The organism is Duncaniella muricolitica, assembly GCF_910574735.1.
GTDB lineage: Bacteria > Bacteroidota > Bacteroidia > Bacteroidales > Muribaculaceae > Duncaniella > Duncaniella muricolitica.
Window position 1 is genome coordinate 15912 of sequence record NZ_CAJTCF010000012.1, and the last position, 26960, is coordinate 42871.

Annotated in this window: 16 protein-coding genes; 11 read left to right on the top strand and 5 right to left on the bottom strand. The window is 53.1% G+C overall.

The window, feature by feature from the left end:
• Positions 1 to 109 precede the first annotated feature (109 nt).
• A complete protein-coding gene (locus tag QGT73_RS04095) occupies positions 110 to 4144 on the bottom strand; it encodes a hybrid sensor histidine kinase/response regulator transcription factor (protein WP_280121533.1) in 4035 nt (1344 codons plus the stop codon).
• Between the two features lie 451 nt (positions 4145 to 4595).
• Here QGT73_RS04095 and QGT73_RS04100 point away from each other — a divergent pair, with 451 nt between their 5' ends.
• The 5 genes from QGT73_RS04100 to QGT73_RS04120 all read left to right on the top strand — a co-directional run bounded on the left by QGT73_RS04100 (position 4596) and on the right by QGT73_RS04120 (position 15751).
• Complete coding sequence (locus QGT73_RS04100; protein ID WP_280121534.1) at positions 4596 to 7763, top strand: SusC/RagA family TonB-linked outer membrane protein; 3168 nt, start codon at positions 4596 to 4598, stop codon at positions 7761 to 7763.
• Positions 7764 to 7816: 53 nt separating this feature from the next.
• The gene (locus QGT73_RS04105) at positions 7817 to 9529 is read left to right on the top strand and encodes a RagB/SusD family nutrient uptake outer membrane protein (protein WP_280121535.1); all 1713 of its coding nucleotides are present in this window, start codon (positions 7817 to 7819) and stop codon (positions 9527 to 9529) included.
• Positions 9530 to 9561: 32 nt separating this feature from the next.
• A complete protein-coding gene (locus QGT73_RS04110; protein WP_280121536.1) occupies positions 9562 to 11523 on the top strand; it encodes a hypothetical protein in 1962 nt (653 codons plus the stop codon).
• Positions 11524 to 11546: 23 nt separating this feature from the next.
• Positions 11547 to 14144: a hypothetical protein gene (locus tag QGT73_RS04115; RefSeq protein ID WP_280121537.1), complete on the top strand. Its 2598-nt coding sequence runs from the start codon at positions 11547 to 11549 to the stop codon at positions 14142 to 14144.
• Positions 14145 to 14242: 98 nt separating this feature from the next.
• Positions 14243 to 15751: a cellulase family glycosylhydrolase gene (locus tag QGT73_RS04120; RefSeq protein ID WP_280121538.1), complete on the top strand. Its 1509-nt coding sequence runs from the start codon at positions 14243 to 14245 to the stop codon at positions 15749 to 15751.
• A gap of 678 nt (positions 15752 to 16429) precedes the next feature.
• Here the strand turns inward: QGT73_RS04120 and QGT73_RS04125 are convergent.
• A complete protein-coding gene (locus QGT73_RS04125; RefSeq protein WP_280121539.1) occupies positions 16430 to 17428 on the bottom strand; it encodes an FAD:protein FMN transferase in 999 nt (332 codons plus the stop codon).
• 127 nt (positions 17429 to 17555) lie between these two features.
• Here QGT73_RS04125 and QGT73_RS04130 point away from each other — a divergent pair, with 127 nt between their 5' ends.
• The 4 genes from QGT73_RS04130 (at position 17556) to QGT73_RS04145 (ending at position 20433) form a co-directional block, all read left to right on the top strand.
• Positions 17556 to 18107 carry a DJ-1 family glyoxalase III gene (locus QGT73_RS04130; protein WP_280121540.1) on the top strand — a complete coding sequence of 184 codons (552 nt, stop codon included), beginning with the start codon at positions 17556 to 17558 and terminating at the stop codon, positions 18105 to 18107.
• A gap of 89 nt (positions 18108 to 18196) precedes the next feature.
• The gene (gene trxA, locus QGT73_RS04135) at positions 18197 to 18505 is read left to right on the top strand and encodes a thioredoxin (protein ID WP_280121541.1); all 309 of its coding nucleotides are present in this window, start codon (positions 18197 to 18199) and stop codon (positions 18503 to 18505) included.
• A 192-nt stretch (positions 18506 to 18697) separates the two neighbouring features.
• Positions 18698 to 19903 (top strand): threonine ammonia-lyase, encoded by a 1206-nt coding sequence (gene ilvA / locus QGT73_RS04140; protein ID WP_280121542.1) that lies wholly within the window; start codon positions 18698 to 18700, stop codon positions 19901 to 19903.
• 17 nt (positions 19904 to 19920) lie between these two features.
• Entirely contained in the window at positions 19921 to 20433 is a 513-nt protein-coding gene (locus QGT73_RS04145) for a hypothetical protein (protein ID WP_280121543.1), read from the top strand.
• Between the two features lie 99 nt (positions 20434 to 20532).
• Here QGT73_RS04145 and QGT73_RS04150 read toward each other — a convergent pair whose 3' ends face one another.
• Positions 20533 to 22017 carry an AMP-binding protein gene (locus QGT73_RS04150; protein ID WP_280121544.1) on the bottom strand — a complete coding sequence of 495 codons (1485 nt, stop codon included), beginning with the start codon at positions 22015 to 22017 and terminating at the stop codon, positions 20533 to 20535.
• A 277-nt stretch (positions 22018 to 22294) separates the two neighbouring features.
• Entirely contained in the window at positions 22295 to 23896 is a 1602-nt protein-coding gene (locus QGT73_RS04155; protein ID WP_280121545.1) for a glycoside hydrolase family 43 protein, read from the bottom strand.
• A gap of 243 nt (positions 23897 to 24139) precedes the next feature.
• Between QGT73_RS04155 and QGT73_RS04160 the strand changes: the two genes are divergently transcribed.
• Entirely contained in the window at positions 24140 to 24619 is a 480-nt protein-coding gene (locus tag QGT73_RS04160) for a DUF4372 domain-containing protein (protein ID WP_280121546.1), read from the top strand.
• A 55-nt stretch (positions 24620 to 24674) separates the two neighbouring features.
• Here QGT73_RS04160 and QGT73_RS04165 read toward each other — a convergent pair whose 3' ends face one another.
• Entirely contained in the window at positions 24675 to 24914 is a 240-nt protein-coding gene (locus QGT73_RS04165; RefSeq protein ID WP_280121547.1) for a hypothetical protein, read from the bottom strand.
• A 151-nt stretch (positions 24915 to 25065) separates the two neighbouring features.
• Here QGT73_RS04165 and QGT73_RS04170 point away from each other — a divergent pair, with 151 nt between their 5' ends.
• On the top strand, positions 25066 to 26856 hold the full coding sequence (locus QGT73_RS04170) for an aminopeptidase P family protein (RefSeq protein ID WP_280121548.1): 1791 nt from the start codon (positions 25066 to 25068) through the stop codon (positions 26854 to 26856).
• The last annotated feature ends 104 nt before the right edge of the window (positions 26857 to 26960 follow it).

A 26960-nucleotide genomic window follows, 5' to 3' on the forward strand; every position in this document is an offset into this window, starting at 1 on the left:
GTCCGCAAATGTTTTCATTCACAAAGTTACGAAATTAATCAGAGAACGATGTTGACATATGTTGACACTCTCTGATTCAAATGATTTGTCATATGTATCAAATGTTAACTTAAAGTGGTCGGATTGTTGCCTGTTCCTTTGTTTCCTGGTAGGCGGATGGCAACATGCCAAACTCGTCGCGGAAATATTTGCTGAAATTGCGCGGACTGTTGAATCCTACCTGATAGGCCACTTCCGAGACATTGAGCTGACTCTCGCGCAGCAGTTGGGCGGCGCGTTTGAGGCGTATGAGGCGTATGAACTCGATGGGAGTCTTGCCCGTTGTGGTCTTGAGTTTTTTGTAGAGATGCACGCGGCTCATGCCGAGATGGCTGCTCAGCTCCTCGACCGAGAGTTCGGACCGCTTCATGTTGGACACAACATATTTCACGGCTTTCTCGACCATCTTCTCGTCGAGCGGGGTAATGGGAATGCTTTCGGGCTCGGGGTCGATGAGGCGGCTGCCGCGTGTGCCGGATGTGAGGGCCACGAGGCGTTTCATGCGCAGGATGAGCAGTTCGATATTGAACGGCTTGGTGATGTAGTCTTCCACGCCGAGCGTGAGCATCTCGACCTTGGCATCCTCGCCGCTTTTGGCCGAAAGCACGATTACCGGTATGTTGCCAAGCTCCTTGTCGGCCTTGATGCGGCGTGTGAGCTCTACTCCGTCGACTCCGGGCATCATGAGATCGGTGATTATGATTGATGGTTTTAGAGAGCCGAGCAGTCTTAGAGCCTCGCTGCCGCTGCCCACTGTGACCACATGGAAATCGCGTCCCAGGCCGTCTTTGAGAAACTCGAGCATGTCGGCGTTGTCATCGACCACAAGAGCTGTCGGTCTTGCCTGAGGTTTGGCTATCGGTTCGGCCGGCCGTGTGCGACACGGCTCGTCAAGCATCTGGGCTATGGCGGCCGAGGCCTGGGCGGACGCCGGAGCCGGCTCGGGGAGTGTGACGGGCGGTTTCTCACATTCGACAACCGGGAGAGTGATTTCAAACACCGCACCCGTCGGAGTGTTGTCGGACACCTCGACGTGTCCGCCATGCAGCTCAACATAGTCGTGCACAAGGCTCAGACCGATGCCGTAGCCTGTCGTGGCGGGGTCGGACGCTGCTTCCTTGGACTGATAGAAACGCTCGAATATGTGGCGTTTGTCCTCGTCGCTCACGCCCGGGCCTGTGTCGGATACGGATATTATCACGTTGCCCTCGTCCTTGAGGCGGATGCCGATGGTCACGCTTCCGCCCGAGGGTGTGAATTTGAGAGCATTGCCTATAACATTGGTCATCACCTTGTAAATCTTCTGCTCGTCATATCGCATGTAGAGCGCGGGGATGTCGGAGGTAAATCGCAGTTTTATCCCTCCCGATATTGAAAGTCCGTTAAATGAGCTGCATACATTTTCGAGAAAAGCTACCAGTTCGCCATCGGACGCTTTGAGCGTAAGGCCCGACATCTCGCTTTTGCGGAAATCAAGCAGTTGGTTGACCATCGCGAGCAACTGGTCGGCATTCTTGCGCATGAGTGCGAGCCGCTTCATATGCCGTTCGTCACCCCCTTCCTTAATCATGGTGTCGAGCGGCGACATGATGAGGGTCAGAGGAGTGCGCAGGTCGTGGCTTATATTGGTGATAAATCGGAGTTTCATCTGATTGACTTCCTCTTCTTTCTTGAGGGCGTCGGCTCTACGCTTTTCGTTGAAACGCCGGCGTTCTCTCTGTCTGATAATCACATAGACGCCATAGATAGCTCCGAGCAACATAACCATATAGGCCAGACGGGCCCATACGGTCCAGTAGAACGGCTCGTGTACCACTATTTCGAGAGCGGCGGTGTCTTCGCTCTCAAATCCGTCGTTGTTTCTGGCCTTGACAAGCAGAGTGTAACGTCCGGGCGAGAGATTGGTGTAGGTGACATGGTTGACACCCGGTTCGGTGGACTGCCAGTCGTCGTTGAATCCGTCGAGCTTGTAGCTGTAGACCGTTTTTTCGGGGAGCACATAATTGTCGGTGGCAAAATTGACGGTAATGTCTCTGAAGTCGTGGCTGAGATCTATCTTGCGCGAACGGTTGATGGCACGGTCGGTCACCACGCGTCCGCGAGATTTCTGTCCGGGTGAGACTTGGCTGCCGTCGACACGCAGTGAGGTGAACATTACCCTTGGAGCCCGGTTGTTGAGCCTGATTTTGGCAGGGTCGAAATAGTTGATGCCGTAGAGACCGCCCACGAGCATCTCGCCCGAAGGCAGGAGGGCGAGAGACCGCTGGTTGAAGTCGCTGTCCTGCAGGCCGTCGCGGGAGTCGTAACTGCGGTCGGTAGTGGTGATAAGGCCGGAGTCGGAGTCGTATTTCACCTGAATGTGTATCAGCCGTCCGCCTTCGGCCGCCCATATGCCTCCCTCTTTGTCCTCCTGAAGTCCGATAACGTATGACGCACCTTTGCGACCTTTGACCTCAATGTCGTGGATGCGTCTGAAGTGCGGGTCGTAGACCTTTATGCCTCTGTGAGAAGCCACCCACACGAGTCCGCGTGAGTCGACCGTGATGTCAATCATGGTGCCCGGGTCAAAGCCTTCGAGTATCTCGGCACGGGCGGCACCGTTGTGTATCATGCCGACACCATAGGCCGTGGCCACATAGAGGGTGCTGTCGGGAGCTGTGGCGAGGGCGAGGATGCAGTCGGAGGGGAGGCCGTTGAGGGTATTGTATTCAGCCACGAGGCCGCGAGTGGGATTGTAGCGAAACAGGCCCGACTCGAGCGAGCCTATCCATATGTCGCCGTCGGGACCGTTGGCCAAGGCCCATGTGTAGACCGAGTCGACGGGCGTGTGTGTGACTATGCGCTCGGTGTCACGTCCGCGCATCCTCTGAAGGCCGCGTGAGAAAGTGCCGACATAGAGTGTGCCGTCACGGGCCGGGAGCATCGAGGTGACGGCCGCGCTGCTGCCGACACTCTGAAAGTATGTCACTGAAGCGTCGGAGGGGTCAAACACTCCTACGTTGCGGCTGTCGCTGCCCACCCACACCTTGCCGTCGCTGCGGGGCACGAGACAGTTGACATCGCTGCCCTTGGCAAGCGAGAATTTATGCATTGTGTCGTTGTGGTAAAACACTCCCCGCTTGTATGTGCCGAGCCATAGTGTGCCGCTGCCGTCGTCACACACGGCTGTGACCGAGCTGCTCTCGCTTAGATTGGCACTGTCGAGCATCTCGTGAAAGTCAATCCTATCGGAATGTTTGCTGACGATCTCGAGCCCATGATGGTCACGTCCGAGCCATACGCGTCCGTCATTGTCCTGTGCCACCGATTTGACAATCATGCCCCTGCCCTCCTGCGGGAGACGGTGGCTGAGCCAGCGGCGGCGTGGGATGTCGAGCACCCACAGCCGCTCGGTGTTGTAGACCCACAGCAGCCCGTCGCGGTCATACATCATGGTGTATACCATGTCGGGGATGGCCTGGTTTTCGACGCAGATATCGTTGATACGTTCGGTCACCTCGCAGGCCGAGGGGCTGACGAGATAGATGCTGCCGCGGCGGGTCACGACAGCCATGCCGTGAGGGGTGCCGGCAAAGTCGGTCACCGCGTCACGCTCCAACTCACGATAGCCGAGAGTGGAGATTTTGCGTGCGCGGTTGTGCTCCGGCTCTACGTAATATATGCCTGATGGCGACTCGGCATATATCCACAGAGCCTTGTTTTTGTCGGCTTTGACCATGCGCACATAGCCTTGGCCTCCATAGGCGTGGAATAGCGAGTCGGCATTATGTTCGATGCATTCCGTGAGCGGATTGTAGACATAATACATAGTGTGTGACCTGAGCCAGAGTCTTCCGTCGGCCGCTTCGGTGATGTTGTCAATGTCGTTTTCGCCCTCGGGCATGCCGTCGGGCGAGCGGTGTATGAAGTACAGGTCATGGTCATACCCGTCATAACGACACAGGCCTGCCACGGTGGCAAACCACATGAACCCGTCGCTGTCGCGGTGTATGGCGTTGATTTTATTGTTGGTCATGCCCGCCACAGATGAGAGCTGCTCGAGTGGCAATGCGTATGACACACCTGCTGAGAATACAGCAAGTATATAGATTATCAACTTTTTCATGGATTGTGATAAGACAATATGTTTAAGGTAGTTCAGGTTGAGGCAAATCGTGTCGGTTTGTTATCTGCAAAGTAAGCTAAAAACATCGGTTTTTCCAAATGTTAACACACAGAGTATGACATGAATAATTTTAACATTTGTGTATAGTGTTGAGATTTAGTGTTTTGGCTGTGATGTGTATAACAAACGAAACAATAAAATATAACAAATCATACATCTATAAATAACCAAACGCACTACTCATATTAATAAATATATTTTGTCAATACGAAACGTATCTTTACATTTGCCTACGTGAATCAAGTCAAACTTACCTTAATTAAACATTAAGAATCTGACGATAAGCCTCGATATTATATTGGCCTCAAACCTGCTTGCAGACCTTACATGAAAAATCAGAATAATTCAAAATTTTTAAATCTAAACTATCAAATCAATGGGAAACAAAAGCATGGAACGGTGTAAGCCTTTACACCTATTCCGAGTGGCTATGATCGCCCTGTTGCTCCTTGCCGGCATCAGTGTGGCCTCGGCCTCTCCTGTCACCGTATCAGGTACGGTAACCCAAGCCTCCGACGGCGAACCGCTCATAGGCGTAAGCGTGCTTGTGAAGGGCACCTCGCAGGGCACGGCTACCGACATCGACGGCAACTATGTGATAAAAGTGGAGAAGGGTGCGACTCTCGTATTCTCCTACGTGGGATGCCAGACTCGCGAAATCGTCGTTGACTCCGAACATCTCGACGTTGCACTCCTCGACAATGCCGAGGTGCTTGACGAAGTTGTGGTGGTAGGCTACGGCACTCAGAAGAAGAAGCTCGTCACCGGAGCCACCGCCCAGATCAAGGGCGACGACATCGCCAAGATGAACACCACCTCGCCTCTGCAGGCCATGCAGGGCCAGCTCCCCGGTGTGAACATCGCCTCCGAGTCAGGTCAGCCCGGTGCGGGGATGAAGGTGACCATCCGCGGTCTCGGCACAACGGGCAAAGCTTCACCTCTCTATCTGATTGACGGTATAGGCGGAGACATCTCGACGCTCAATCCCGCCGACATCGAGAGCATCGATGTGCTCAAGGACGCAGCCTCGGCAGCCATCTATGGTGCGCAGGCAGCCAACGGTGTGGTGCTCATCACTACACGCCAGGGCCGTGAGGGCAAGGCCAAAATTTCCTTTGACGGATATTTTGGCTGGCAGTCGGCTCCACGCAAAGCCCATATGCTCAACGCTCAGGAATATATGACAATTATGGATGAACAGCAGATCAATAGTGGTCTCTCACCCTACGATTGGTCATCAATCTCCAGCATCTATCGTCGTGACGCTGATGGCAATCCTGTGAGTGTGTATGATACCGACTGGATGGACACCATGTTTGTCGATAATGCCGCTACCCAAAGCTACACCATAGGTGTCACCGGCGGCTCGGCCAACAGCACATACGCTATGTCGCTCGGTTATCTCAACCAGGAGGGTATTGTCGGAGGAAAGGACGCTTCGGACTATTCGCGTTATAATTTCCGTATTAACTCTGACCACAAGTTCTTTGACGGCATCATAATAGTAGGCGAGCAGGCCAGTTTTGTCTATACCAAATCGACCGGCATCGGAGTTGGCAACCAGTACAACAATACTCTGCGCGGTGCTTTCTATACCTCGCCCCTCGCCCCCGTCTATAACTCAGAGGGCGGTTATAACTCAACGGTCAACTCTGACTGGAACAAGGGTGACGGCAACCCTTACGGTAACATGATGCTGTTGAAGAATGCCAAAAAGATCGGCACATTCTCGGGTAATGTGTATGCCCAGGTGGAACCAATCAAAAATCTTAAGATACGCACTGTGTTCGGTGCGGTATACGGTTCGGAAGAAAACCGTGGTTTCGAGCCTGTGTTCCAGTTCACATCCACCGACACATCCCACAGCTATACAAAGGTCAGCCAGAACTCCACACATAGTCTCGGTCTCACTTGGACCAACACTGCCACCTATGATTGGAATATCAAGGAGCATCATTTCAATGCTCTTATAGGTATGGAAAGCTACCGTTACACCGGCTCATACCTCGAAGCCAAGCAGGGGCATCTCAAGGAGGGTTTTGACGACTGGTCATATGCATGGATAAGCAACGGTACCGCAGCCTCGACAGCCGACGGACTCAATGCCGCAGGCTGGCCCCACGATGTAAGCCGCTCGGTCAGCTACTTTGCCCGTCTCGGCTGGGACTGGAAGGAGAAATACATGATTAACCTTACAGTGCGCCGTGACGGTTCGTCGAAGTTTGCCAAAGGTCATCGCTTCGGCACATTCCCCTCAGTATCGGCCGGATGGAACATCTCCAATGAAAACTTCATGGAGTCGACACGCTCATGGCTCGACTTCCTCAAAATCCGTGCAAGCTGGGGCCGTGTCGGCAACCAGAATATCGACAATTATCAGTATCTCTCTCCCATCAAGAATCAGTATGCCAACTATTTCTTCGGACAGTATATGGGCCCCAACGGCTCTTACAACGGTGAGTACAATACCATATGGTCAAACAACTGGGGAGCGTATCCCGAGCGTCTCGGCAACGAAGATCTGACATGGGAGACTTCCGAGCAGACTGACTTCGGCTTTGACGCACGTCTATTCAACAGCCGTTTGGCGGTCAACTTTGACTTCTATCTCAAAAACACCAAGGACTGGCTTGTTGTGGCTCCGATTCTTTCTACAGCAGGCACCGGCGCACCTTTCATTAATGGCGGTAATGTCAAGAATACAGGCGTAGAGTTCAGCCTCACATGGAATGATGTCATTGGTCGAGACTTCTCCTACAGCGTAGGTGTCAATGGAGCATGGAACAAAAATAAAGTCGGCTCAATACCCAATCAGGACGGTATCATTCATGGAAACACCAACGAGCTCTACAACAACACTCCCGAGTTTTACCGTGCCGAGAATGGTCAGCCTATCGGTTACTTCTGGGGCTTCAAGACCGCCGGTATTTTCCAGAACCAGGCCGAAATCAATCAGTGGCTCCAGGCAGGTAACGGAGTGCTTCAGGACAATGTTCAGCCCGGCGACGTGAAGTTTGTCGACGTAAATCGTGACGGTGTTATCAACGATGCTGACAAGGTCAACCTTGGTAACGGCATGCCCAAGTTTACCTACGGTTTCAACATCAACCTTTACTACAAGAACTTTGACCTCGGTCTCGTGGCCACAGGTGCGGCAGGGCAGAAAATCGTGCAGAGCTATCGCAGTTGGGACAGCCAGCAGGCCAACTACACTACCCGCATACTCGGCCGCTGGACTGGCGAGGGCACATCCAACACCATACCTCGCGTGACAAACCAGAATATCAACTGGCAGTTCTCTGACCTCTTCGTTCAGGACGGTGACTATCTGCGTCTGAGCAATCTCACTTTCGGCTACAACTTCGCACCGCTTATGAATCAGTCATGGTGCTCGCAGGCCCGTCTCTATTTCCAGGTCCAGAATCTTGCCACATTTACAAAATATGACGGTATGGATCCCGAAATCGGTTACGGCACGCAGGATTGGGTGTCGGGCGTAGATCTCGGATACTATCCGCGTCCCCGCACATTCCTCTTTGGTGTAAACCTCTCGTTCTAAATGATTGACGATTGGCATAGAAATAATCAATCTCAAAACCGTTGATTGACAACATGAAAAAACTCAAATATAACATACTTGCCGTCGGTCTGGCCTCAGCGTCGCTTCTCGCTGTGTCGTGTGCCGACAGCTTCCTGGATGTTGATTCAAAAATCAACTCCAATACCCAGAATTTCTACAAGACCGAGGCTGACGCGTGGCGCGCGCTTATAGGTTGCTACAATGGGTGGCGTCAGACATCCACAGCTCCAGGCATCGGGTTTTATGTAGCCTCGACCGTCATGGGAGATGAGTGTTATGGCGGTACCGGCAACTCCGATGGTCGTAATTACCAGGTGATTGACCGTTTTGATCAGAGTGAGTCACCGGCCGACTTGCAGATGTATTCACAAGACTGGAAGATGTATTATCAGGGCGTATATCGCTGCAACGAGCTGATAAGCCGCGAAGGCCAGATAGAGTGGAAAGCCACAGACTCCAAACGCTCACTCTACATGGGCGAGTGTCACGCTCTGCGCGCACTGCTCTACTTTGATATGGTACGCCTGTGGGGCAATATACCCCTCTTTCTCGAGCCGGTTAACGAAAACCGTGCCCAGGCCGACCCCGCTGAGGTTTATGCAGCTATATTTGAAGACCTGCGTTATGCCATTGCCAACATTCCCGACAACGCCAATCTCGAGACCTCTGATTTCGGCCGAATCACCAAATATGCGGCTGAAGCAATCCTCGCCCGTGCATACCTCTATTATACAGGTTACTATCAGAAGGAGCCCGGATTTACCACCGCCGACGGTGCGGTGCTTGGCAACGTGACCAAGGCCGAGGCACTCGCGGCTGTAGAGGATGTGATACAGAGCGATCGTTTTGAACTGCTCGGAAGCTACAAGAACTTCTGGCCCGCGTCATCACTTGTGGCCAACACCACGTCAGCCGGATGGAATGAGGCCGAGTCGACTTATGCCGGTGACGCCAACAAGGAAGTTGTGCTAAGCATGAACTTCACTCCAATGGCCTCGTATGCCACCGACGGCTCTGCCGACGGCAACCGCTGGCAAGTGATGATGGGTATGCGCAGCCCTCTCAGCGTGGTGCCCTACTATTGTGGCTGGGGTGCCTGTACGGTTATTCCCTCGTTTATCAACTCCATCTATGATTCGGGTGACCCCCGTCGCACTGCCGGTGTTATTGATATTGCCGGTGAAGGCATCACAGGCGACGTCAACTACAAGCCTTCTTACAATGACTGGCGCGAATATACAGGCTATAGTGTGAAAAAATACTCTCCGCTCGCCTTTTATCAGGACGAAAACGGGTCGCTCGTCATCAAGAACGCCAATATGTCGACAGGTGCAGGAGACATGCAGATCAACAACTGCCAGCCCTATAACATCGTGCGTTATGCTGATGTGCTCCTCATGGCAGCCGAGCTTGGCTCGGGCCAGGCTGCGACTTATATGCATAGCATCCGCTCGCGTGCCGGACTCTCCGACATCCCCGTGACACAGGAAAATATCATGGCCGAGCGTGCTCGTGAGCTCGCTTTCGAGGGTATACGTTACTGGGACCTTCTGCGTCAGGGTGTCGAAGTGATGGCCGACGCGGTTGTGGCCGGTGCCGGTCAAGTCTACAATGGCGGCACTCCCGGAAGTGTCACATATGACCGAAGCAAGATTATAGCCACCAAGGGGCTCTCGCAGATACCCAATGACCAGATTGTACTGTCAAACGGTGTGCTTAAGCAAAATGACGGTTGGAAAAACTAACCTAAATCTAATTATCATTATTTCCTGAAAACATGAAATCCAAGTATTTATATTCATTTCTCGCAGGGGTGGCACTGATGATGTCGGTATCGGCCTGTACGCCCGAGAATGAAGTCCTTCCGGTGCCCGATCTCACTTCGGCCGACCTTGTGGAAGGTAAGGCTTACAGAGTCACTGTCGACCAGGCTACCAACAAGGTGGTCATGACCAGCCTCCTGGGCAACGGTTATATCACAAGCTGGGTACACCCTCAGGGCATCGAACGCAAGTTGTCGACTGAAGCCAATATACCTTTTGCCGGTGATTACGAAATCAAGTTTGGCGTTATGACCCGCGGCGGCATGGTCTATGGCGAGCCTTACCGCTTCTCGCTCGAAACCACCAACGGCGACCTGCTCACCGATCCCCTCTGGACTTATCTAACCGGCGGAACAGGTCAGTCGAAGACATGGGTACTCGACCATAACAGCTATGATCTTGGTTCGGCCACATTCTGCTGCGCTCCGATGGGTTGGGACAAGTTTACCGACGGCAAGGAATACACCGAGGCCGATTATCCTACTTACAAGGATGACGGTGTTGACAGCCCCAACTGGTCATGGCAGGCCGGTGAGCCTGACTGGATGCTTCCTCTTGACCGGTGGGCGGCCATCCCCGAACTGACTTTTGACCTCATCGACGGAGCCAATCTCTCGGTCAACGGAGTCAAGGCTCCATTCGTAATGGATCCCGACCGCAAGACTCTAACAATGCCGGCCGGAGTGCAGTGGCTTATCGATGACATCAATCTCGTGGACCGCGTAAACGTCGAGCTTGTAAAACTCAACGAGCATGTGCTCGGAATCAAGGTGATACGTAATGACGGCATGGGAGGTAACGGTGACCAGCGCATAGTGTTCTGCTATGTCGAGAAGGGCTGGGACGGCCAGTGGCCTGTCACTGGTCCGGCTCTCGGTTCGCAGCCGGTGAGTCTGCCCAAATATGATGATCTCGCTGCCGACATCTTCACTCTGGTGACAAGTGATGCCACTTATCTGGCCAACTCCATCAACTTCCTGCTTGATGATGACCGTCCTTACGGATTCATGGAATGGAACGGCACCAGAAGCAATACCGATGGGACTGCCGGAGCATGGGAATGGGTGGAAAACTATGGTTCGCCTGCATGTCCCGAGCTTGACAACAGTGAAGACTTCATGCTCAATCTCACACGTTTCACAGCTTATGACGAGGATAACAATAATGCTCCTTATGCGGCCTATCGTGCCGAGACCGATGACTATACCGGCGAGTTTACCATTGAGGAAAACAAGCTCGTTTTCGGAAGCAAGCAGCCACTGCCGCTCCTGTCGGCCGGTCAGAATGTGCTCTCAGGCAGCGAATACACCGTGCTTGTATGTGCTCCCGAGGATGGAGAGCTTGTAATCGGTATCCCGGCCGGCAAGGATGAGACCGGCACAGTCAACCGCTATCTCTGTGCCAACATGAAGGTGAAACCCATCAGTGCAGAGCCGACGGGTCCCACTATCTTTGAGGTAAACAACACCGGACTCGAGGCCTATATCGATAATGCCAACCTCAGCTCTTATCGCATAGAGCTCTATAATCCATGGGGCGGAGACAAGACATGGCCCATTGATATAACCAAACTTGTGCTGAAGAAAAACAAGACCATCAAGGTGACATTTCGCATCAACGGCGTGTCATGGAAGGCTGATGCAAATCCCAGGGCTGTACTCTGTCACAATATAGGTGACGGTCAGTGGCCCAATACCGAGTCGGTCTATACCGGTCCGAATGCTGTTGACGTGAATAAGAACGGTGATACCACCGTGTCGATAACCAATACGGGCAGCTCGTTTACATTTTTCGAACTCAGTTGTCTTGCCATATGTGTGAGCCAGCAGGGACTCGTTGACTCTCCGCTTGACGACAGCGGCAACCTCAATCCATATGTTGCTCTTCCCGAAATTGTGTCTGTAACCATTGAATAACCTGAATAGGATAATACACTACAATGAAAACCAAGATATTTCTATACGCGTCGTTCCTGCTCGGGTTGTCCCTGGCATCCTGTAACGACGATGACAACTACTTCATCTCGACCGAGCCTGTCATCGACGAGTCATCAGTTGCCACCGGGTCATCCGATGTCACCGCCAACAGTGCCACACTTTACGGCACAGTCAAAGGTCTTGACGGCAAGTCGGCCGCCCTTTACACCGTAGGATTCTACTATGGTGATTCGCAGGATAATCTTGCCGGCAAAGTGGACGGTCTGCTCGACGGCACTGTCGTGTCGGCCTCGATAGGCGGACTCACCACCGGTCATACATATTATTATCAGACGTATGTCTCGCTCAAGGGACAGGTGACGTTTCTCGGCGAAGTGAAATCGTTTGTGACCACCAATGCTACCATAACCACTTTGGCCGCTGAGACTATCGACTTCAATTCGGCTCTACTTGGCGGTAATGCCACCGAGATGCCGGCCGATGCTACCGTAGGTGTGGTTATCGCCTCCGAGGCCGACGTCGAGAAGGTACGCGCCGGTCTGGCAGTGCCTGCCTCTGCCATGTCATCGACATTCACGATTGACAAGTCGGGACTCCTTCCTTCTACCACCTATTATTATGCCGCTTATCTTGATCTCGGGGCCGGCACAATCTACGGTGAGGTGGAGTCATTCACAACCGCACCCCACTCCTATGATGTCGACGAGGAGTTTGTCGACCTTGGTCTCTCGGTCAAATGGGCCAAGAGCAATCTCGGCTCTAAGAGCGATACCGATATGGGCGGTCACTTCGGGTTTGGCGACCGCACTGGTGTCATGAACTCTTATCTTCCCGAAGATTATGCGTCCGAAGACCTCTATGCTACCACCGGCGACCTTGTCTATCAGATTACCGACGGCAAGGCCACACTTCCATCCTATGAGGATTTTGAGGAACTCTTTTCGCTCTGTTCGGCCGAGTGGACCACAGAGGACGGAGTGAACGGTTACAGGCTTACAGGCCCCAACGGCAATTCCATTTTCCTTCCCGCAGCCGGCTCGCGCACTGTCAACACTGTCAGCTCGCAGGGTACCGACGGCTATTATGCCACCGGTTCGGTAAATCCCAATGACACCCGCTATTATTACGGCTATCAGTTCTCCTCGGCCAACAAGGCCCGTACGGTCGCTCCCGTCTACCGGGCCATGTCGATACGTCCTGTCTCTACCGCCCGTAACCTCAGAATCGAGACCTCCAAACTCTGCCGCACATGGGAGATAGACTTCCTCGATGGTGCGTCCAAGGTGTTCAATGGTCCGGTATGGTTCTATGGTACTGACGACTCATGGAAGAATGTCACCAACAATGAGCTGATGCTTGGAAAAGACAGTTGGCTATGGGATGCTGATGCGTCCAACACATGGGCATTTGGCAATTGCTCGGGCTCAATGACCTTTACAGAAGACGGCAAGGTCACAGTGGTCGACTGTAACGGCAATACGCTTGAGGGTACATACACCATCGACAACGACAATTATACTATCACATCGACCATCGACCTGCTCGCTCCCGACAACTTTGTCAGCCCGACGGTTGAAAACCGCAAGACTGCCATCAAGGTGCTCGCACTCACTGACGCGACTCTCCAGCTCGGATATTTCCGCGACTCTGAGCCTGCGACACTCAGTGTCAATATGATACCTCAGACCACTAAATATGGTTATGCCGTGACCATGATGAGTGTTGGAGGTGACTGGGCCGGCAACTGGGGCACACAAGTGGGTTCGCTCTCTCCCTCGCAGTTTGGCGGTAAAGTCACATTCACCTATTCCGGCGAGCCGTGCAACGGAGCTATGGTATTCCTCATGGACTTCAACGGGATACTTGTCGAGCATCCCGAGGTAGTCATTACCGTCGCCGACATCCGCTGTGACGGTAAGTCGGTCAAGTATGACCCGTCCAAGTTCTTCTATGGCGACATCGAGGACAATGGTAACTATCGCATCGAGTTTTTCAATATCTGGGGCAAGGGCTCCGACGGAAGCAACGTGTATGAGAGTCCCTTCAGTTCCGCTACAAATGTCAACAATGACCCGGCCCTCAGCTTTACAAGCTCTATCGAGATTGACTGCTATGTCTCGGAAAATTTGGCCTATACTCCCGAGCTTGTGACCATCAACCCCAATTGGGGCGGTTATTGGGATGGTATCAATGACGGTTCGTTCCGTGTGATTGTTGATGACAATTTCAAGCTTGTTCCCGACAAAACCTCGTTTGACATCACCACAGTCAAGACTTCCGATTTCGATTATTCTGACGGCTCCATCATGACATTCATCAACACCAATGGCCTCATGGACATGTTTCCCGGCACAGTCATGACTCTCGACGCCATTGAACTTGACGGCAAGGCTCTTACCGGTTGGGATGCGAATAAGGTCATCAACACCAATGACAATAGCAGCCATCGTCTCGAACTCTGGAACTGTTATGGTAACACCAAGAGTTATGGGTGTGCATTCGGTACTCCGGAAGGAGATGTCATCAAGGAGCTCGGTTTCAACGACTCTATGCGTCTTAGGTTTACCATCAATTCACTCTTCACTCCAGTCACCTGGTAATAATCCAACAATCTCATCAGGGAGAGGGGAGAGCCTTAGAGAATATTCTCCCGCATGGTTCCCCACCTTTCCCTGCTAACTTACGAGAAAATACAACTATGAATATAACCAAATCACTTTGTTTCGCCCTGTGTCTTTCGGTCGGATACTCGTTTACAGCATGTGACGAAGACCGGAATGAAGTCGTATATCAGACCATCCAGGTGCCAGAGGATATATTTGCCAACGGCATTACAGCAGCTCCGGCAGGTGAATCACAGACCTTTTATGTCAGCTCTCCCGGCACCGTATCAGCCCATGTCGAGAAGGTCGGCGATAACGACGCCATCGACTGGATCGAAGTATCTGTCGGTGACCGCACTGACAACGGCTATCCGATAACAGTCAAGACCGCCGCCAATGAGACACGCGGCCCGCGTATGGCCCGCGTGGCAGTGTATGCCGGCAATGTGGCCCGAGGAGTCATTCTCACCCAGCCTACCAACGCTCCCACAGTGGCAGCCGAGACGCCAATCGCCGACGTCACAGCTCGTGAACTTGCCTCACGCATGTATGCCGGCGTCAACATCGGCAATACTCTTGAGGCTCCTGACGGTGAAGGCTCGTGGACCCGCCCGGTGACAATCGAATATGTCCGTGGTCTCAAGGCCGCCGGATTCAATGCCGTGCGCATCCCATGTGCATGGAACAGCCACATCGACGGCAATACCAAAAAAGAGAAGGCTAAAAATATCATCAAGGCCGAATGGCTCGAACGTGTCGACCAGGTAGTGGAATGGGTCATCGGCGAGGGTATGTATGCCATCGTTAATATCCACTGGGACGGCGGATGGCTTGAAAATAATCTCGCCGACGGATATGATGAAGACATTGACAAGAAACAGCGTGACTTCTGGACTCAGATAGCCAAGAAGCTCAATCATTTTGATGAGCACCTGCTCTTTGCCGGCATGAACGAGCCCGGCATGGACGGCACGATTACCGATGCCGCTGTCGATGCCATTGTCCGTTATCAGCAGACATTTGTTGATGCTGTGCGTGCCACCGGCGGCAACAATGCTTCACGTTGTCTTGTAGCCCAGGGTCCGCAGACCAATATCGACGAGACCGTCAAAGGGCGTTACAAACTCCCGGTGGATATTATCGCCGACCGAATGTTTGTCGAGGTACACAACTATGACCCTTCTGACTTCACCATCATGGAGAAGGATGGACAGTGGGCGTCGACGGTCAAGCTCTACTGGGGTGCCGACAATATGCTTCCAGGCTCTGACCGCAACTGCACATGGGCCGATGCAGCCTACATAAACGGACAGTATAAAAAGATGCATGACACGTTTGTGGCCAACGGTATTCCCGTTATAGTTGGAGAATATTCCTCGGCTGTGCGCAATGCATCCGACTTCCCGGGCATGGATGTCGAGAAGCATCAGAAGTCGCGTGCCGACTGGAACGAGGCCATGACCCGCTCGGCCAAAAACAACGGCTGTGTGCCGTTCTATTGGGAGACCGGCACTGACATCAACCGCACCACTGGCGAGGTAATCAATCCTTATGCCATCGACGGACTCATGCGCGGAGCCTCGGCCGGCGTATATCCTTTCTGATCACGTTATCATTCTCCATTAATCTCCCCCTCCCTCAGCGGGATGCACCGGCCCACAGGTGCATCCCGCTAATTTTGTGCCGCTATATAAAAAAACAATCGCGACCCGCGGGCCACGATATATCAGTAAAACAAAATTGTGGAATATCCGAAAAAAAATGCGGTTGTGTCAAAAAAACTATCTTTCTGCCCTGTTTTTTTGTAAGGCCAAGGTGCTTATTTTGACAGGCCCGCGGTTGTCATAGACGCTCTGTTATCGATTACATGCGAGTGTTGTAACGATAGATAAGAGCTGCCGACTCGCGATAAGCGTCGCGAACACGGCGATAAACATTTGAAATCTTCATAGTGTGTTACGACTTTTTTAATTGTTAATTGTTAGACATTGGTTGAGGATGAGGGCGGACTGAAGTCTCAGTCTTTAAACTTTGAGTTGTGTACACTGCAATCGCCTGTCACACGAAATGCATCCGATTCGGCAATGTGGTGAAATATGTTCCTCACATCAGCTCGAAATGATTTAAATACAACTTTCATAAGCAGTAGTTTTTAATAGTTGAATACTTATGTGATTCGTAATTAGAACGCACAAAAGTAGTAAAAAGTTTTGAAATACTGCTTATAAAATATGTTTTATAACATGTTTTTATAGCATATTGTGACTTTTGGGATAATTTTTCTACTGTATTTCCGGGAAATTTTCACTCATCATCACCGTATCGCGAGTCACGAGCAGGGCCTCAACGCCCGGCACAGAGGCTATCATTACGAGCGCGCTGTCGGCTGTGCGGGCCATGCAGGCCGTGGCATAGGCGTCGGCAATCATGCATGACGGAGCAATCACCGTGGCCGACAACAGGTCGGTCACGGCCGGCCGGCCTGTGCGCGGGCTTATGGTGTGCCAGGTGCGTCCTTCGGCCGTCTCGCGATAGTTACGGTAATTGCCCGAGGTGGCCACTCCGCAGTCCGACACCTCGACAACCGCCATGCGCTCATGCACCACGGCCGTATCGCAGTCAATCGGCGCGTCGACCATAATGCGCCATGCGCGTCCGCGTGACGACACTCCGGCGGCTGCAATCTCGCCACCGATTTCCACCATATAGTTCTCGCATCCATTGCGGCGGAGCATTTCGCCCACCATGTCGCAGCCATATCCCTTAGTGATGGCCGAGAAGTTAAATTCGGTGGACGGATGCTTTTTCCGTATATATCCGGCCTCGTCGAGCGAACATTCTTCTATACCGACAAGCCGCAGCAGCGAGTCGATAGCCTCGGCTGTTGGCTCGACGCCCGTGGTGCGGTAGCCGTAACCCCATAGATTGACAAGCGGGGCCACAGTAGGGTCAAACGCTCCGTCGCTTAGTCGGTTCACCTGCTGCGAGGCTTCGAATATGCGTCGCAGCAGAGTGTCGGCCGCCACGCTGTCGCCACGGTTGATGCGTGAGATGAGCGACTCCTTGTCAAACGGACTCAGTGACCGCTCGACGCGTTTCATCTCGGCCACAATCGAGTCGTGGAGGTCGCGATCGGCCTCATAGGTGACGTGATAGACAGTGTTCCACATCACGCCCTCGGCTGAGCGGTAGCTGCGGCGTCCGTCACATGACATCAGCCCGCTCATGACGGCCACGCAGCTTATATATATAATAAGGTGTAATAAAAGTCTCGTTTTCATAACAAATTAAAAATGCCCCGCAAAATTACAAAAATCCCGTAAAAGTATCGTATATTTGTAAAAATCATCCCGACTGAAGTGTTATAGCGGATGAATGACAATAATCACATAACGCATTACAATTATTATGGTAGTATACGTATTTCTCGCTGACGGTTTTGAAGAAATCGAAGCCCTCACCCCCATCGACCTTATGCGTCGGGCCGACATACATGTAGTCACCGTCGCCACCGGCGACCGCCTCGAGGTCAAGGGTGCGCACGGAGTCACTGTTCATGCCGATGTCATGCTTTGTAGCGGCTGTCTGCCCGAAGCCGACATGCTCGTATGTCCCGGAGGCATGCCGGGCGCAAGCAATCTCGCAGCCAACAAAGTGCTCGCCGCAATGCTCCGTGAGCAGTATGAACAGGGCCGTTATGTGGCCGCCATCTGTGCGGCTCCGGCTGTGACTCTCGCCCCGCTCGGAATACTCGATGGCAAGAAGTCCACATGTTATCCCGGTTTTGAGCAGCAGCTTGTCGAGGCCGGTGCCACACACGTGGCCGAACGCGTGGTTGAGGACGGCAACATCATCACCGCCAACGGTCCTTCTTCGGCCATGCCCTTCGCTCTGGCTCTCGTCGCAGCCCTCCGCGGGCCCGAAGCCGCACAGGCGGTGGCGCAGGGAATACTGCTTTGATCAACGGCATATCCGGTTCACTATCTAAAACCTTTTCGCAGTGGGGTGTGTTATTATTTCACAGTTGAAAATTAACTAACCCCACAATTATGAGCGAATTTAAGGATATGATCAGCAGCGACAAGCCCACGCTTGTCGACTTCTTTGCCACCTGGTGCGGACCATGCAAGATGCAGGGTCCTATACTCGAGCAACTCAAGCAGAAAATCGGCGACGAGGCCAATATCATAAAAATTGATGTGGACCGCGCTCCCGACCTATCTGCCGAATATCAGATACGCAGCGTGCCGACACTTATCATCTTCAAAAACGGTGAGCCACAGTGGCGTGCATCAGGTCTGCAACAGCTCGAAGTCCTCGAGGACAAGCTCCGCATCCAGATGCAACCCGGAAAATAACGCATAGACCCGTCCCCAGACAGGGGACGGCGGATAAAGACGGACAAAAGATTCATCAACCGGCCTGCCGGCATAGAGTCTTTTGTCCGTCTTTGTCTCGTGACGTTTTTGTCCGATGACCATGTGATTGTAATATTATTTTGGATATTACGCGTGGAATTTCTATTTTTGCGTAGTTAATTTTCAATCATCATGGCCGAACAGCTCGAAATTTCTGAAGTATACCGCGCCGCCCAGGTGCTCCGCGATGTAGCCCGTCATCCACGCCTCGTAGGCGAGACCCGACTCAATCCCGAGTCACACATCTATCTCAAACCCGAGAATCTCCAGCACACCGGAGCCTTTAAGCTCCGCGGTGCCTACTACAAAATATCGCAGCTTACTCCCGAGGAACGCGAGAAGGGTGTGATAGCCTGCTCGGCCGGCAATCATGCCCAGGGTGTGGCTCTCGCAGCCACCCGCAACGGCATCAAGTCGCTCATCTGTCTTCCGGCCGGCGCGCCTATCTCCAAGATTGAGGCCACCAAGCGTCTCGGAGCCGAGGTGTGTCTCGTGCCGGGTGTCTATGACGATGCCTATCAGAAGGCCGTGGAGCTCCAGCAGGAGCACGGCTATACTTTCATACATCCTTTTGATGACCCCAAAGTGATAGCCGGACAGGGCACCATCGCCCTTGAGATACTCGAGGAGATGCCTGATGTCGAGGCCGTGATAGTGCCCATCGGCGGTGGCGGTCTTATAGCCGGCATGGCATTCACACTCAAGCAGCTCAAGCCCGATGTGAAGGTCTATGGCGTGCAGGCCGAAGGCGCGCCCTCGATGTACAAGTCGGTCAAGGAGGGCAAACGTGAACATCTCAGTTCGGTGGCTACGATCGCCGACGGTATCGCTGTCAAGGAGCCGGGTGTCAACACCTTTGATTTCTGCTCGCGTTATGTCGACGAGATTGTCACTGTGAGCGAGGACGAGATTGCAGCCGCCATACTCGCGCTCATCGAGCAGCAGAAACTCGTAGCCGAGGGAGCCGGAGCCGTTGCCGTCGCAGCAGCCATGTTTGACAAGGTGCCCATCAAGGGCAAGAAGACCGTGTGTGTGGTGTCGGGCGGCAATATCGACGTGACCAGTCTCAACCGTGTCATCACCCGCGGTCTTGTGAAGAGCGGACGCAACTTCACACTCAAACTCGACGTGGGCGACAAGCCCGGACAGCTCTCGGGCATATGCAGCATACTTGGTGAGAACGGTGCCAACATCATCTCGGTGACCCACGAGCGCAACTCTGACGCCACATCAATCAACGGATGTATACTCCGCATCGAGGTGGAGACCCGCAACCATGCCCATATAGCCCAGCTTAAGGAGGCTCTCATGGCTGCCGGACACCATGTAGTAAAATAAAACCCTATAAAAAGTAAATGAAATTTCTCCTTCCTGTCATAGCTTTTGTCATAGCCGTCACCGTAGTGTCGTGCAAGACCACCGAGGCCAATTATCGTCAGGCCTATGAAGTGGCGGCCGAGCAGCGTCGTGAGGCCACGGGGCTCGACTCGACCATCTATGGACGTGTGCGCAAGAGTGCCGTCAACACGTGGCTCGTAGTGAACGGCGATTCGCTGCCTGTGCGCAGGGAATATATCGGTTACACCGAAGGTGGCGGTTCGTCACGTGAGAATGTGAAGCGTTACAACGTCGTGGTCGGTCAGTTTCGCCAGGTGTTCAACGCCAAGCAGATGCGCGAGCGTCTCATCTCGGGCGGATATGACAGTGCCATGATAGTGCATACGCGCGAGCCTCTCTATTATGTGGTGACCGCTACTGCTTCTACTCCCGAAGAGATACTTCAGGAGTGGCGCAAGGTCACGGGCGATAAAAATCTTGTACTCAAGTCGCCTATGCCGTTTATCCTCTCCCCGTCACATTTCAGATAGATCTCGTAGCTGAGAGATATAACAGGACAAAAGTCTCAAAAGAAACAAACTCTAAGAGGGTGTTGCTTTTGAGACTTTTGTTCTTGTGTGTCTTTCAGTTTATCCGGCTACGGAGTCTTTGAGCACAACGGGCAGAGCGAGGGTGTTGACCTGGCCTGAGGCTGTGACGGGAAGCTGCTTGAGAAGTACGAAAAATTCGGGTATCATGTAGGCGGGTAGATATTGCGCCAGTCGGTTTTTGACCCACGAGAGGCTAAACGAGCGTGTGGTGGGCACAACGTATCCCACGAGATAGGCCAAGCCCTTCTCATCCTGATAGTGCACTACCGCACAGTCGCTCACTTCGCCGGTGGCAAGCAGGGCACGTTCCACCTCGCCGGTGACCACGCGCTTGCCGAGGATATTGACCTCACTCTCCTTGCGCCGTATGAAACATATGTTGCCGTCGGGCAGTCTTACACCCACGTCGCCGGTGCGGGCTATGCGCGTCCCGTCAGAGAGAGTGGTGAGCGAGGCAAGCTGCTCGGCCCTGTGGTCGCCTGTAAACGAGTCGGCCACTCCTGTGCCGGCGATGCATATCTCACCCTCCTGACCGTCGGCCACGGGACGAAGCTCATTGTCGAGGAGCATAATCTCGGTGCCTTCGAGAGTCTTGCCTATGGGATAGTGGCCCGAGGCAAGCGAATAGCCGTTGTTGCAGCAATAGCTTGTGGTGAGAGCAGTGCCCTCGGCCGGTCCGTAGGTATTGTAGACCGTAATTTGCTCGAGCAGATGATTGATGGAGGCTGGGTTGAGCTGGTCGCCGCCGCTGATGAGCATGCGCAGAGTCATAGGGAGCGAGTCGAAATGGTTGAGTTCCTGGAGCAGATAGGGAAATCCGCTGATGATTGACACGTATTGGTCATCGGCAAATTTTAGCAGAGCCTGAGGATTGTTGCGTGTGGAGGCCGAGGGTATGGCGAGAGTGGCACCGTTGAGCAGTGTGCCGAATATTTCCTCGATAAAAATGTTGACGATACATGCCGAGTATTGTAGCAGCACGTCATCGGGAGTGATATTGAATGTGTCGCCAAATCTGCGAGCCATGTCCACCACCTGGCGGTTGCCTACCATAACGCCGATGGGATAGCCCGAAATGCTCGAGCTGTAGATGATATAGGCGGGCCGGTCGGCGCGGCATCGGTCGGGCAGGGGATGGAGCGCGGGGTCGACATTAATTTCCGGCCCTATGATAAAGAGGGTAAATTCGCGCAGCATCGCGCTGTATTTTTCCTGTGTGACTACAAAATCCACACCACACTCGGTGAGAAACCGTGTCATACGTTCGGGCGGGAAGTCGGGCTCGACGGGCACGATGGCCGCGCCGGCCTTGATTACGGCAAGGATGGCGGCTATCATTTCCACGCTGTGGTCCATCACCACGCCTACGCGGGCGGGTATGAAAGAGGGGAAGCGTGAAATGAGCGTGTCGACCATCTGATCGAGTCCTGAATAATTGGCGCATGAACGCTCGTCGATAATCGCAGGATGATCCGGCTGAGCAGTGACGAGCTCTTTGAAGCGTGAGTAAATCGTCGGTTCCATAGTGTTACATCCTTAATAATTTCTTACTTTAATAACACTTCGAGACGGGGACGGTTGACACGTATTTAGTTAAAATTTGGCTAATACATTAATAAAACAGGTGATATGCATTGTAATAAAAATGAAATACTTATGTGATAAAATCGTAATATGGTCCATTGCCGGGCCTGAGGCTTTATCGTTATGTGGACATAAAAACCGACAAGGGCAAATATCTCAGAAGAGACATTTTGCCCTTGTCGGTTTTGGGGGGTTGGATTATGTAATTGCAGCCTCGTTATTCTATATGGAAGTAGTCAAAGTCGGCATAGCCGTCGGAGGGGACTACGTTGGGGCTGGAGCAGAAGATACCCGTCTTGGCTCCTACCCATGTGCCGGCCACTACGGGACAGTCGGGGCCGAGCGGTGTGAAATTATTGCCGTCGAGGCTGTAGGCATATCGGCATGTGTGGTCGTCGATGAGTTGCACGCGGAGCCACACCGGGGCCTGCTGTGAGACGTCGGCGGGAATGGCCGCAGAGGCGCGTTCTTTGGGTTTTACCGCATATTTGTCGTTTTTGCCTGTGACGACTGATATGCGTCGGCCCGAGGTGTCATTGATGACGGCTATATAGGAGTATTCATTACCCATGACTATCAGGCCGGCCCTTTCGCCCGGAGTGGTGAAGGCGGTCTCCACACAGGTGGTCGCAGTGAATGAGGGGGCGGGGAGTTTTTGTAGATAGAGGTTGCCGGCAAAGTAGAGGTTGCCGTGCTCCGAGGGGCATGTCTCTGCATAGAGGCGCATGTAGCCGGGGCGGGCGGTGAGGCTGTACCATCGGTCACGCGGATGAGCCTGCCACTGCCATTGAAGCGATTGGCGCGTCGAGGAGAACTCGTCGGAGGTCTGCGGACCAGAGGGAGTGACGCCTGAGGCCGAGGGAATGTGTGGTTTGGCATGGGTGAGCACCGGGTTACCTATGCCGTCGCCATCGGGGTCGTCACCGATTACTATCCATCCGTCGGATGTCCAGCGTGCGGGCTGGAGATGGATTACGCGTCCGTAGGCACCTTTGCCCTGAAAGTGTATGAACCACCATTCGTTGCCGTCGGGAGTGTCGATGAGTCCGCCCTGATGAGGGCCGTTAATGGACGATGAGCCTTGCTCCATGACCCGGCGCGCCTCATAGGGACCATAGATGGAGCGAGAGCGCAACACTGTCTGCCAGCCGGTGGAGACACCTCCGGCCGGAGCGAAGATATAATACCATCCGTCGCGTTTGTGCATCTTCATACCCTCGAGTATCGGGTTGGTCTTCTGGTCGTTGTATACGACTGTGCCGTTGTCGAGCAGACGCAGTCCGTCGTCCGACATGCGGTGTATCACCGCCGGGCCTCCGCGGTGGATGCTGTGCACGAGATAGGCGTCGCCGTTGTCGTCCCAGAAGGGGCAAGGGTCTTCCCATTTGGCCACCTCGAGCATCTGGGTAAGCTCCCAGGGGCCGCGAGGGTCGGTGGCACGGGCTACAAAGAGTCCGTCATAGGGTGTGCAGAAATATATGTAATACATGCCGTCGTGATAGCGCAGGGCGGGAGCCCATGAGCCTTCGCCGTGCACGGGTCGGTCATATTTGTCAAGGGGGAGGCGGTCGTAGACATGTCCGGCTATCTGCCAGTTGACGAGGTCGCGCGAATGGAGTATGGGTATGCCCGGGAAGTGAGTGAAACTCGAGGCCACCATCCAGTAGTCATCTCCGACGCGTATGACATCGGGGTCGGAATAGTCGGCGTGTATGATGGGGTTGCGATATGTGCCGTCGCCGAGGTCGGCTGTCCATTGCGCGCTTGCGGGTGCGCAGCAGGCCACGCCTAAGGCGAGGCTTGTCAGAAGTTTTTTCATGGAGGATTTTTGGGTTAATTTGTCCACAAAGTTAGGAAATAATTTGAGAATTGAAAAAATGGGTAACCGGCTTGGTGAGGCCGATTCCCATTTTTCAATTATTACTGTCCGCTAAACTTTTTTTGAGCGATTGAAAAATTAGGGCTGATTCTTGCTAAGGCAAGCGACAAAAGTCGATTACCATTTGCAGGAGTCAGCCCTAATTAGTTATTTTTGGTGTCGTCAAACAAACCATGAATAACCATGAGCAAAAGTAGTAATTTCTTCGGACAGCCGATATATGGGCAGTTGATAAAATCGCTCGACCGCGAAAAAATTGTTGAAATCAGCCGAAAACACGGCGGAGAGAAGTATATAAAGAGTTTTGACGGCTTCACTCACCTGTTGACGATGCTCTATGCCGTGATACAGCGGTTCGACTCATTGCGTGAGATAGAGACCGCCATGACGGCGGAGGTACGTAAACTGCATCATGTCGGAATTAAAACTGTTCCCAGGCGCAGCACTCTGTCTGACGCAAATGCCAGACGCCCGGAGAGCTTCTTTGAAGAGGTATACCGCTATCTGTATGATGTCAATAAAGGAATCCTTTCATCGGACAGCCGACGCAATGGCACGGAAGAATGGATAAAACAGCTTCGCATCATTGATTCCACGACCATTTCGCTTTTTTCCAATTATTACTGTCCGCTAAACCATAAAAAGTCGAGTCCAACTTCTTGAAATATAGAAGTTGGGCTAGACTTTTTATGGTTTAGCGGACAGTAATATTTTTCAATCAATCGTCATCATCATCATCATGGTGATGGTGCTTGTGGTGTTTTTTGGGCTTGTATTTCTTATGTTTTTTATGCTTTTTAGGTTTCGGGCGATGATGATGATGGTCACCGTCGGGAAAATAATATTCATGTTCCACGCCCCAATGGCTGTGGATGGTGCCACACGAGAGGAGCGAGACGGACATCGCGAAGACCGCGCATATCGCCAGCAGGAGAGTTGTAAATTTCCTTCGTCTCATAAATAGCAATGTTGGTGAGGTTATACTCCGTTATAACGCGTTAAAGGCATAAAGTGTTTTTTACTTCGCTTTTTCCTTTGTCTCACATTTGATATTGACGTCAAGATGTATTACTTTTGCGGTAACACTAATATCTAATCCCATAACGATTATGTCAACAGCAGACACAAGTATCAAACGCCTTCAGGCGTTTCGCGACGAGATGGCCAAGGCCGGAGTCAAAGCCGCAATAGTGCCCCGCACCGACCCTCATCTGAGCGAATATATATCAGACCACTGGCACACGGTGCGCTATCTCACTGGTTTTACGGGCTCGGCCGGCACACTTGTTGTCACCGACTGCGGAGCCTATCTGTGGGTCGACAGCCGCTACTTTCTCCAGGGTGAGACCCAGACCAGGGGAGCAAGTATCGAACTGATGAAGGAAGGTATCCCCGGAGTGCCTACCGTGAGCCGTTTTCTCTGCGACACACTTGCCAAGGGTGACACCGTAGGCATCAACGGCATGCTGATGTCGGCCGATGACACCGCAGTGCTCCGTTCGCAGCTTGGCCGCCATGGCATAGGTCTTGATGTTAACTTCGACCCCATCGACCGGGTGTGGGCCGACCGTCCCGCACTGCCCGACGGCCCGGTGTTTGTCCACGATGTCAAGTATGCCGGCAAGTCGGCCTCCGACAAGCTCGCCGAGCTGCGTCGCGACACGGCCGAATGTGGAGCTGACGCATATTTCACCTCGGCTCTCGACGAGATTGCCTGGGTGCTCAACATACGTTCGACCGACGTGCCTTGCAACCCCGTGGCCACATCGTTTCTCTACGTTTCGGCCGACAGCGCGTGTCTCTTTATCGACAGTGCGAAACTCACCCCCGAGGTTGAGGCCTATCTCAAGGACGCCGGAGTGGAGACTGCTCCTTATGGCTCGGCCCTCGACTATCTGAGCTCGGTGCCTGCTTCGGTGACCGTATTGCTCAGCGGCTCTAAGGCTTCCGGAGCTGTAGCTTCGGCTCTCGAGGGTCATTATCTGCTTGGCAATTCTCCGCTGGCACTCCCCAAGGCCGTCAAAAACGAGGTGCAGATGCAGGGCATACGCGAGGCTCATGTGCGTGACGGCGTGTATATGGTGCGCTCCATACGCGAGGTCAAGGAGACCGTGGCTGCCGGACGTCCGCTCACCGAGATGGGCGTGGCCGAGATACTCGAGCGTAACCGTCGCACCGACCCCTTGTTCTTCGACCTCAGCTTTGACAGCATCTGCGGTTTCGGTCCCAATGGAGCCATTGTGCACTACTCGGCCACACCTGAGACCGACACCCCTCTGGCCATGAACAATCTGCTGCTCATCGACTCGGGTGCCAACTATCTCGACGCTACCACCGACATCACCCGCACCATAGCCTTAGGCACTCCCTCGGCCGAGATGCGTCATGACTTCACTCTCGTGATGAAGGGCCACATAGCCATAGCCACCGCCATATATCCCGAAGGCACACGCGGCCATCAGCTCGATGCCATGGCCCGCATGCCGCTCTGGAAGGAGGGCAAGAGCTATCTCCACGGCACAGGTCACGGTGTGGGCCACTTCCTTAACGTGCATGAAGGTCCGCAGAGCATCCGTCTCAACGACACTATGACTCCGTTGCTCCCGGGTATGCTCACATCCAACGAGCCCGGTGTATATCTCGAAGGCCGTTATGGTGTGCGATGCGAGAATCTTGTGCTCACCATTCCTTACGAGACAACAGAGTTTGGCCGGTTCTATGCGTTTGAGACTGTGACCATGTGTCCGTTTGACCGTGAACTCTTCGACACTTCCATCATGTCGGAGGCTGAGATCGAGTGGGTCAACAATTATCACCGCACCGTCTATGACCGCCTCGCACCGTCGCTCACTCCCGACGAGCGCGAGTGGCTGGCCGATGCCTGCAAACCGCTTTCTTAATTAGCAATTAGTAATTAGTAATTAATTGCCTGTATGTATATTAATTAAACGGAGTTGCTAATTACTAATTACTAATTACTAATTGCTAATTAAAAATAAGGATT

What these genes read in the sequence shown, in the direction of transcription:
- QGT73_RS04095 (WP_280121533.1), bottom strand. Translation starts at nt 4,144, where the DNA reads ATGAAAAAGTTGATAATCTATATACTTGCTGTATTCTCAGCAGGTGTG.
- QGT73_RS04100 (WP_280121534.1), top strand. Translation starts at nt 4,596, where the DNA reads ATGGAACGGTGTAAGCCTTTACACCTATTCCGAGTGGCTATGATCGCC.
- QGT73_RS04105 (WP_280121535.1), top strand. Translation starts at nt 7,817, where the DNA reads ATGAAAAAACTCAAATATAACATACTTGCCGTCGGTCTGGCCTCAGCG.
- QGT73_RS04110 (WP_280121536.1), top strand. Translation starts at nt 9,562, where the DNA reads ATGAAATCCAAGTATTTATATTCATTTCTCGCAGGGGTGGCACTGATG.
- QGT73_RS04115 (WP_280121537.1), top strand. Translation starts at nt 11,547, where the DNA reads ATGAAAACCAAGATATTTCTATACGCGTCGTTCCTGCTCGGGTTGTCC.
- QGT73_RS04120 (WP_280121538.1), top strand. Translation starts at nt 14,243, where the DNA reads ATGAATATAACCAAATCACTTTGTTTCGCCCTGTGTCTTTCGGTCGGA.
- QGT73_RS04125 (WP_280121539.1), bottom strand. Translation starts at nt 17,428, where the DNA reads ATGAAAACGAGACTTTTATTACACCTTATTATATATATAAGCTGCGTG.
- QGT73_RS04130 (WP_280121540.1), top strand. Translation starts at nt 17,556, where the DNA reads ATGGTAGTATACGTATTTCTCGCTGACGGTTTTGAAGAAATCGAAGCC.
- trxA (WP_280121541.1), top strand. Translation starts at nt 18,197, where the DNA reads ATGAGCGAATTTAAGGATATGATCAGCAGCGACAAGCCCACGCTTGTC.
- ilvA (WP_280121542.1), top strand. Translation starts at nt 18,698, where the DNA reads ATGGCCGAACAGCTCGAAATTTCTGAAGTATACCGCGCCGCCCAGGTG.
- QGT73_RS04145 (WP_280121543.1), top strand. Translation starts at nt 19,921, where the DNA reads ATGAAATTTCTCCTTCCTGTCATAGCTTTTGTCATAGCCGTCACCGTA.
- QGT73_RS04150 (WP_280121544.1), bottom strand. Translation starts at nt 22,017, where the DNA reads ATGGAACCGACGATTTACTCACGCTTCAAAGAGCTCGTCACTGCTCAG.
- QGT73_RS04155 (WP_280121545.1), bottom strand. Translation starts at nt 23,896, where the DNA reads ATGAAAAAACTTCTGACAAGCCTCGCCTTAGGCGTGGCCTGCTGCGCA.
- QGT73_RS04160 (WP_280121546.1), top strand. Translation starts at nt 24,140, where the DNA reads ATGAGCAAAAGTAGTAATTTCTTCGGACAGCCGATATATGGGCAGTTG.
- QGT73_RS04165 (WP_280121547.1), bottom strand. Translation starts at nt 24,914, where the DNA reads ATGAGACGAAGGAAATTTACAACTCTCCTGCTGGCGATATGCGCGGTC.
- QGT73_RS04170 (WP_280121548.1), top strand. Translation starts at nt 25,066, where the DNA reads ATGTCAACAGCAGACACAAGTATCAAACGCCTTCAGGCGTTTCGCGAC.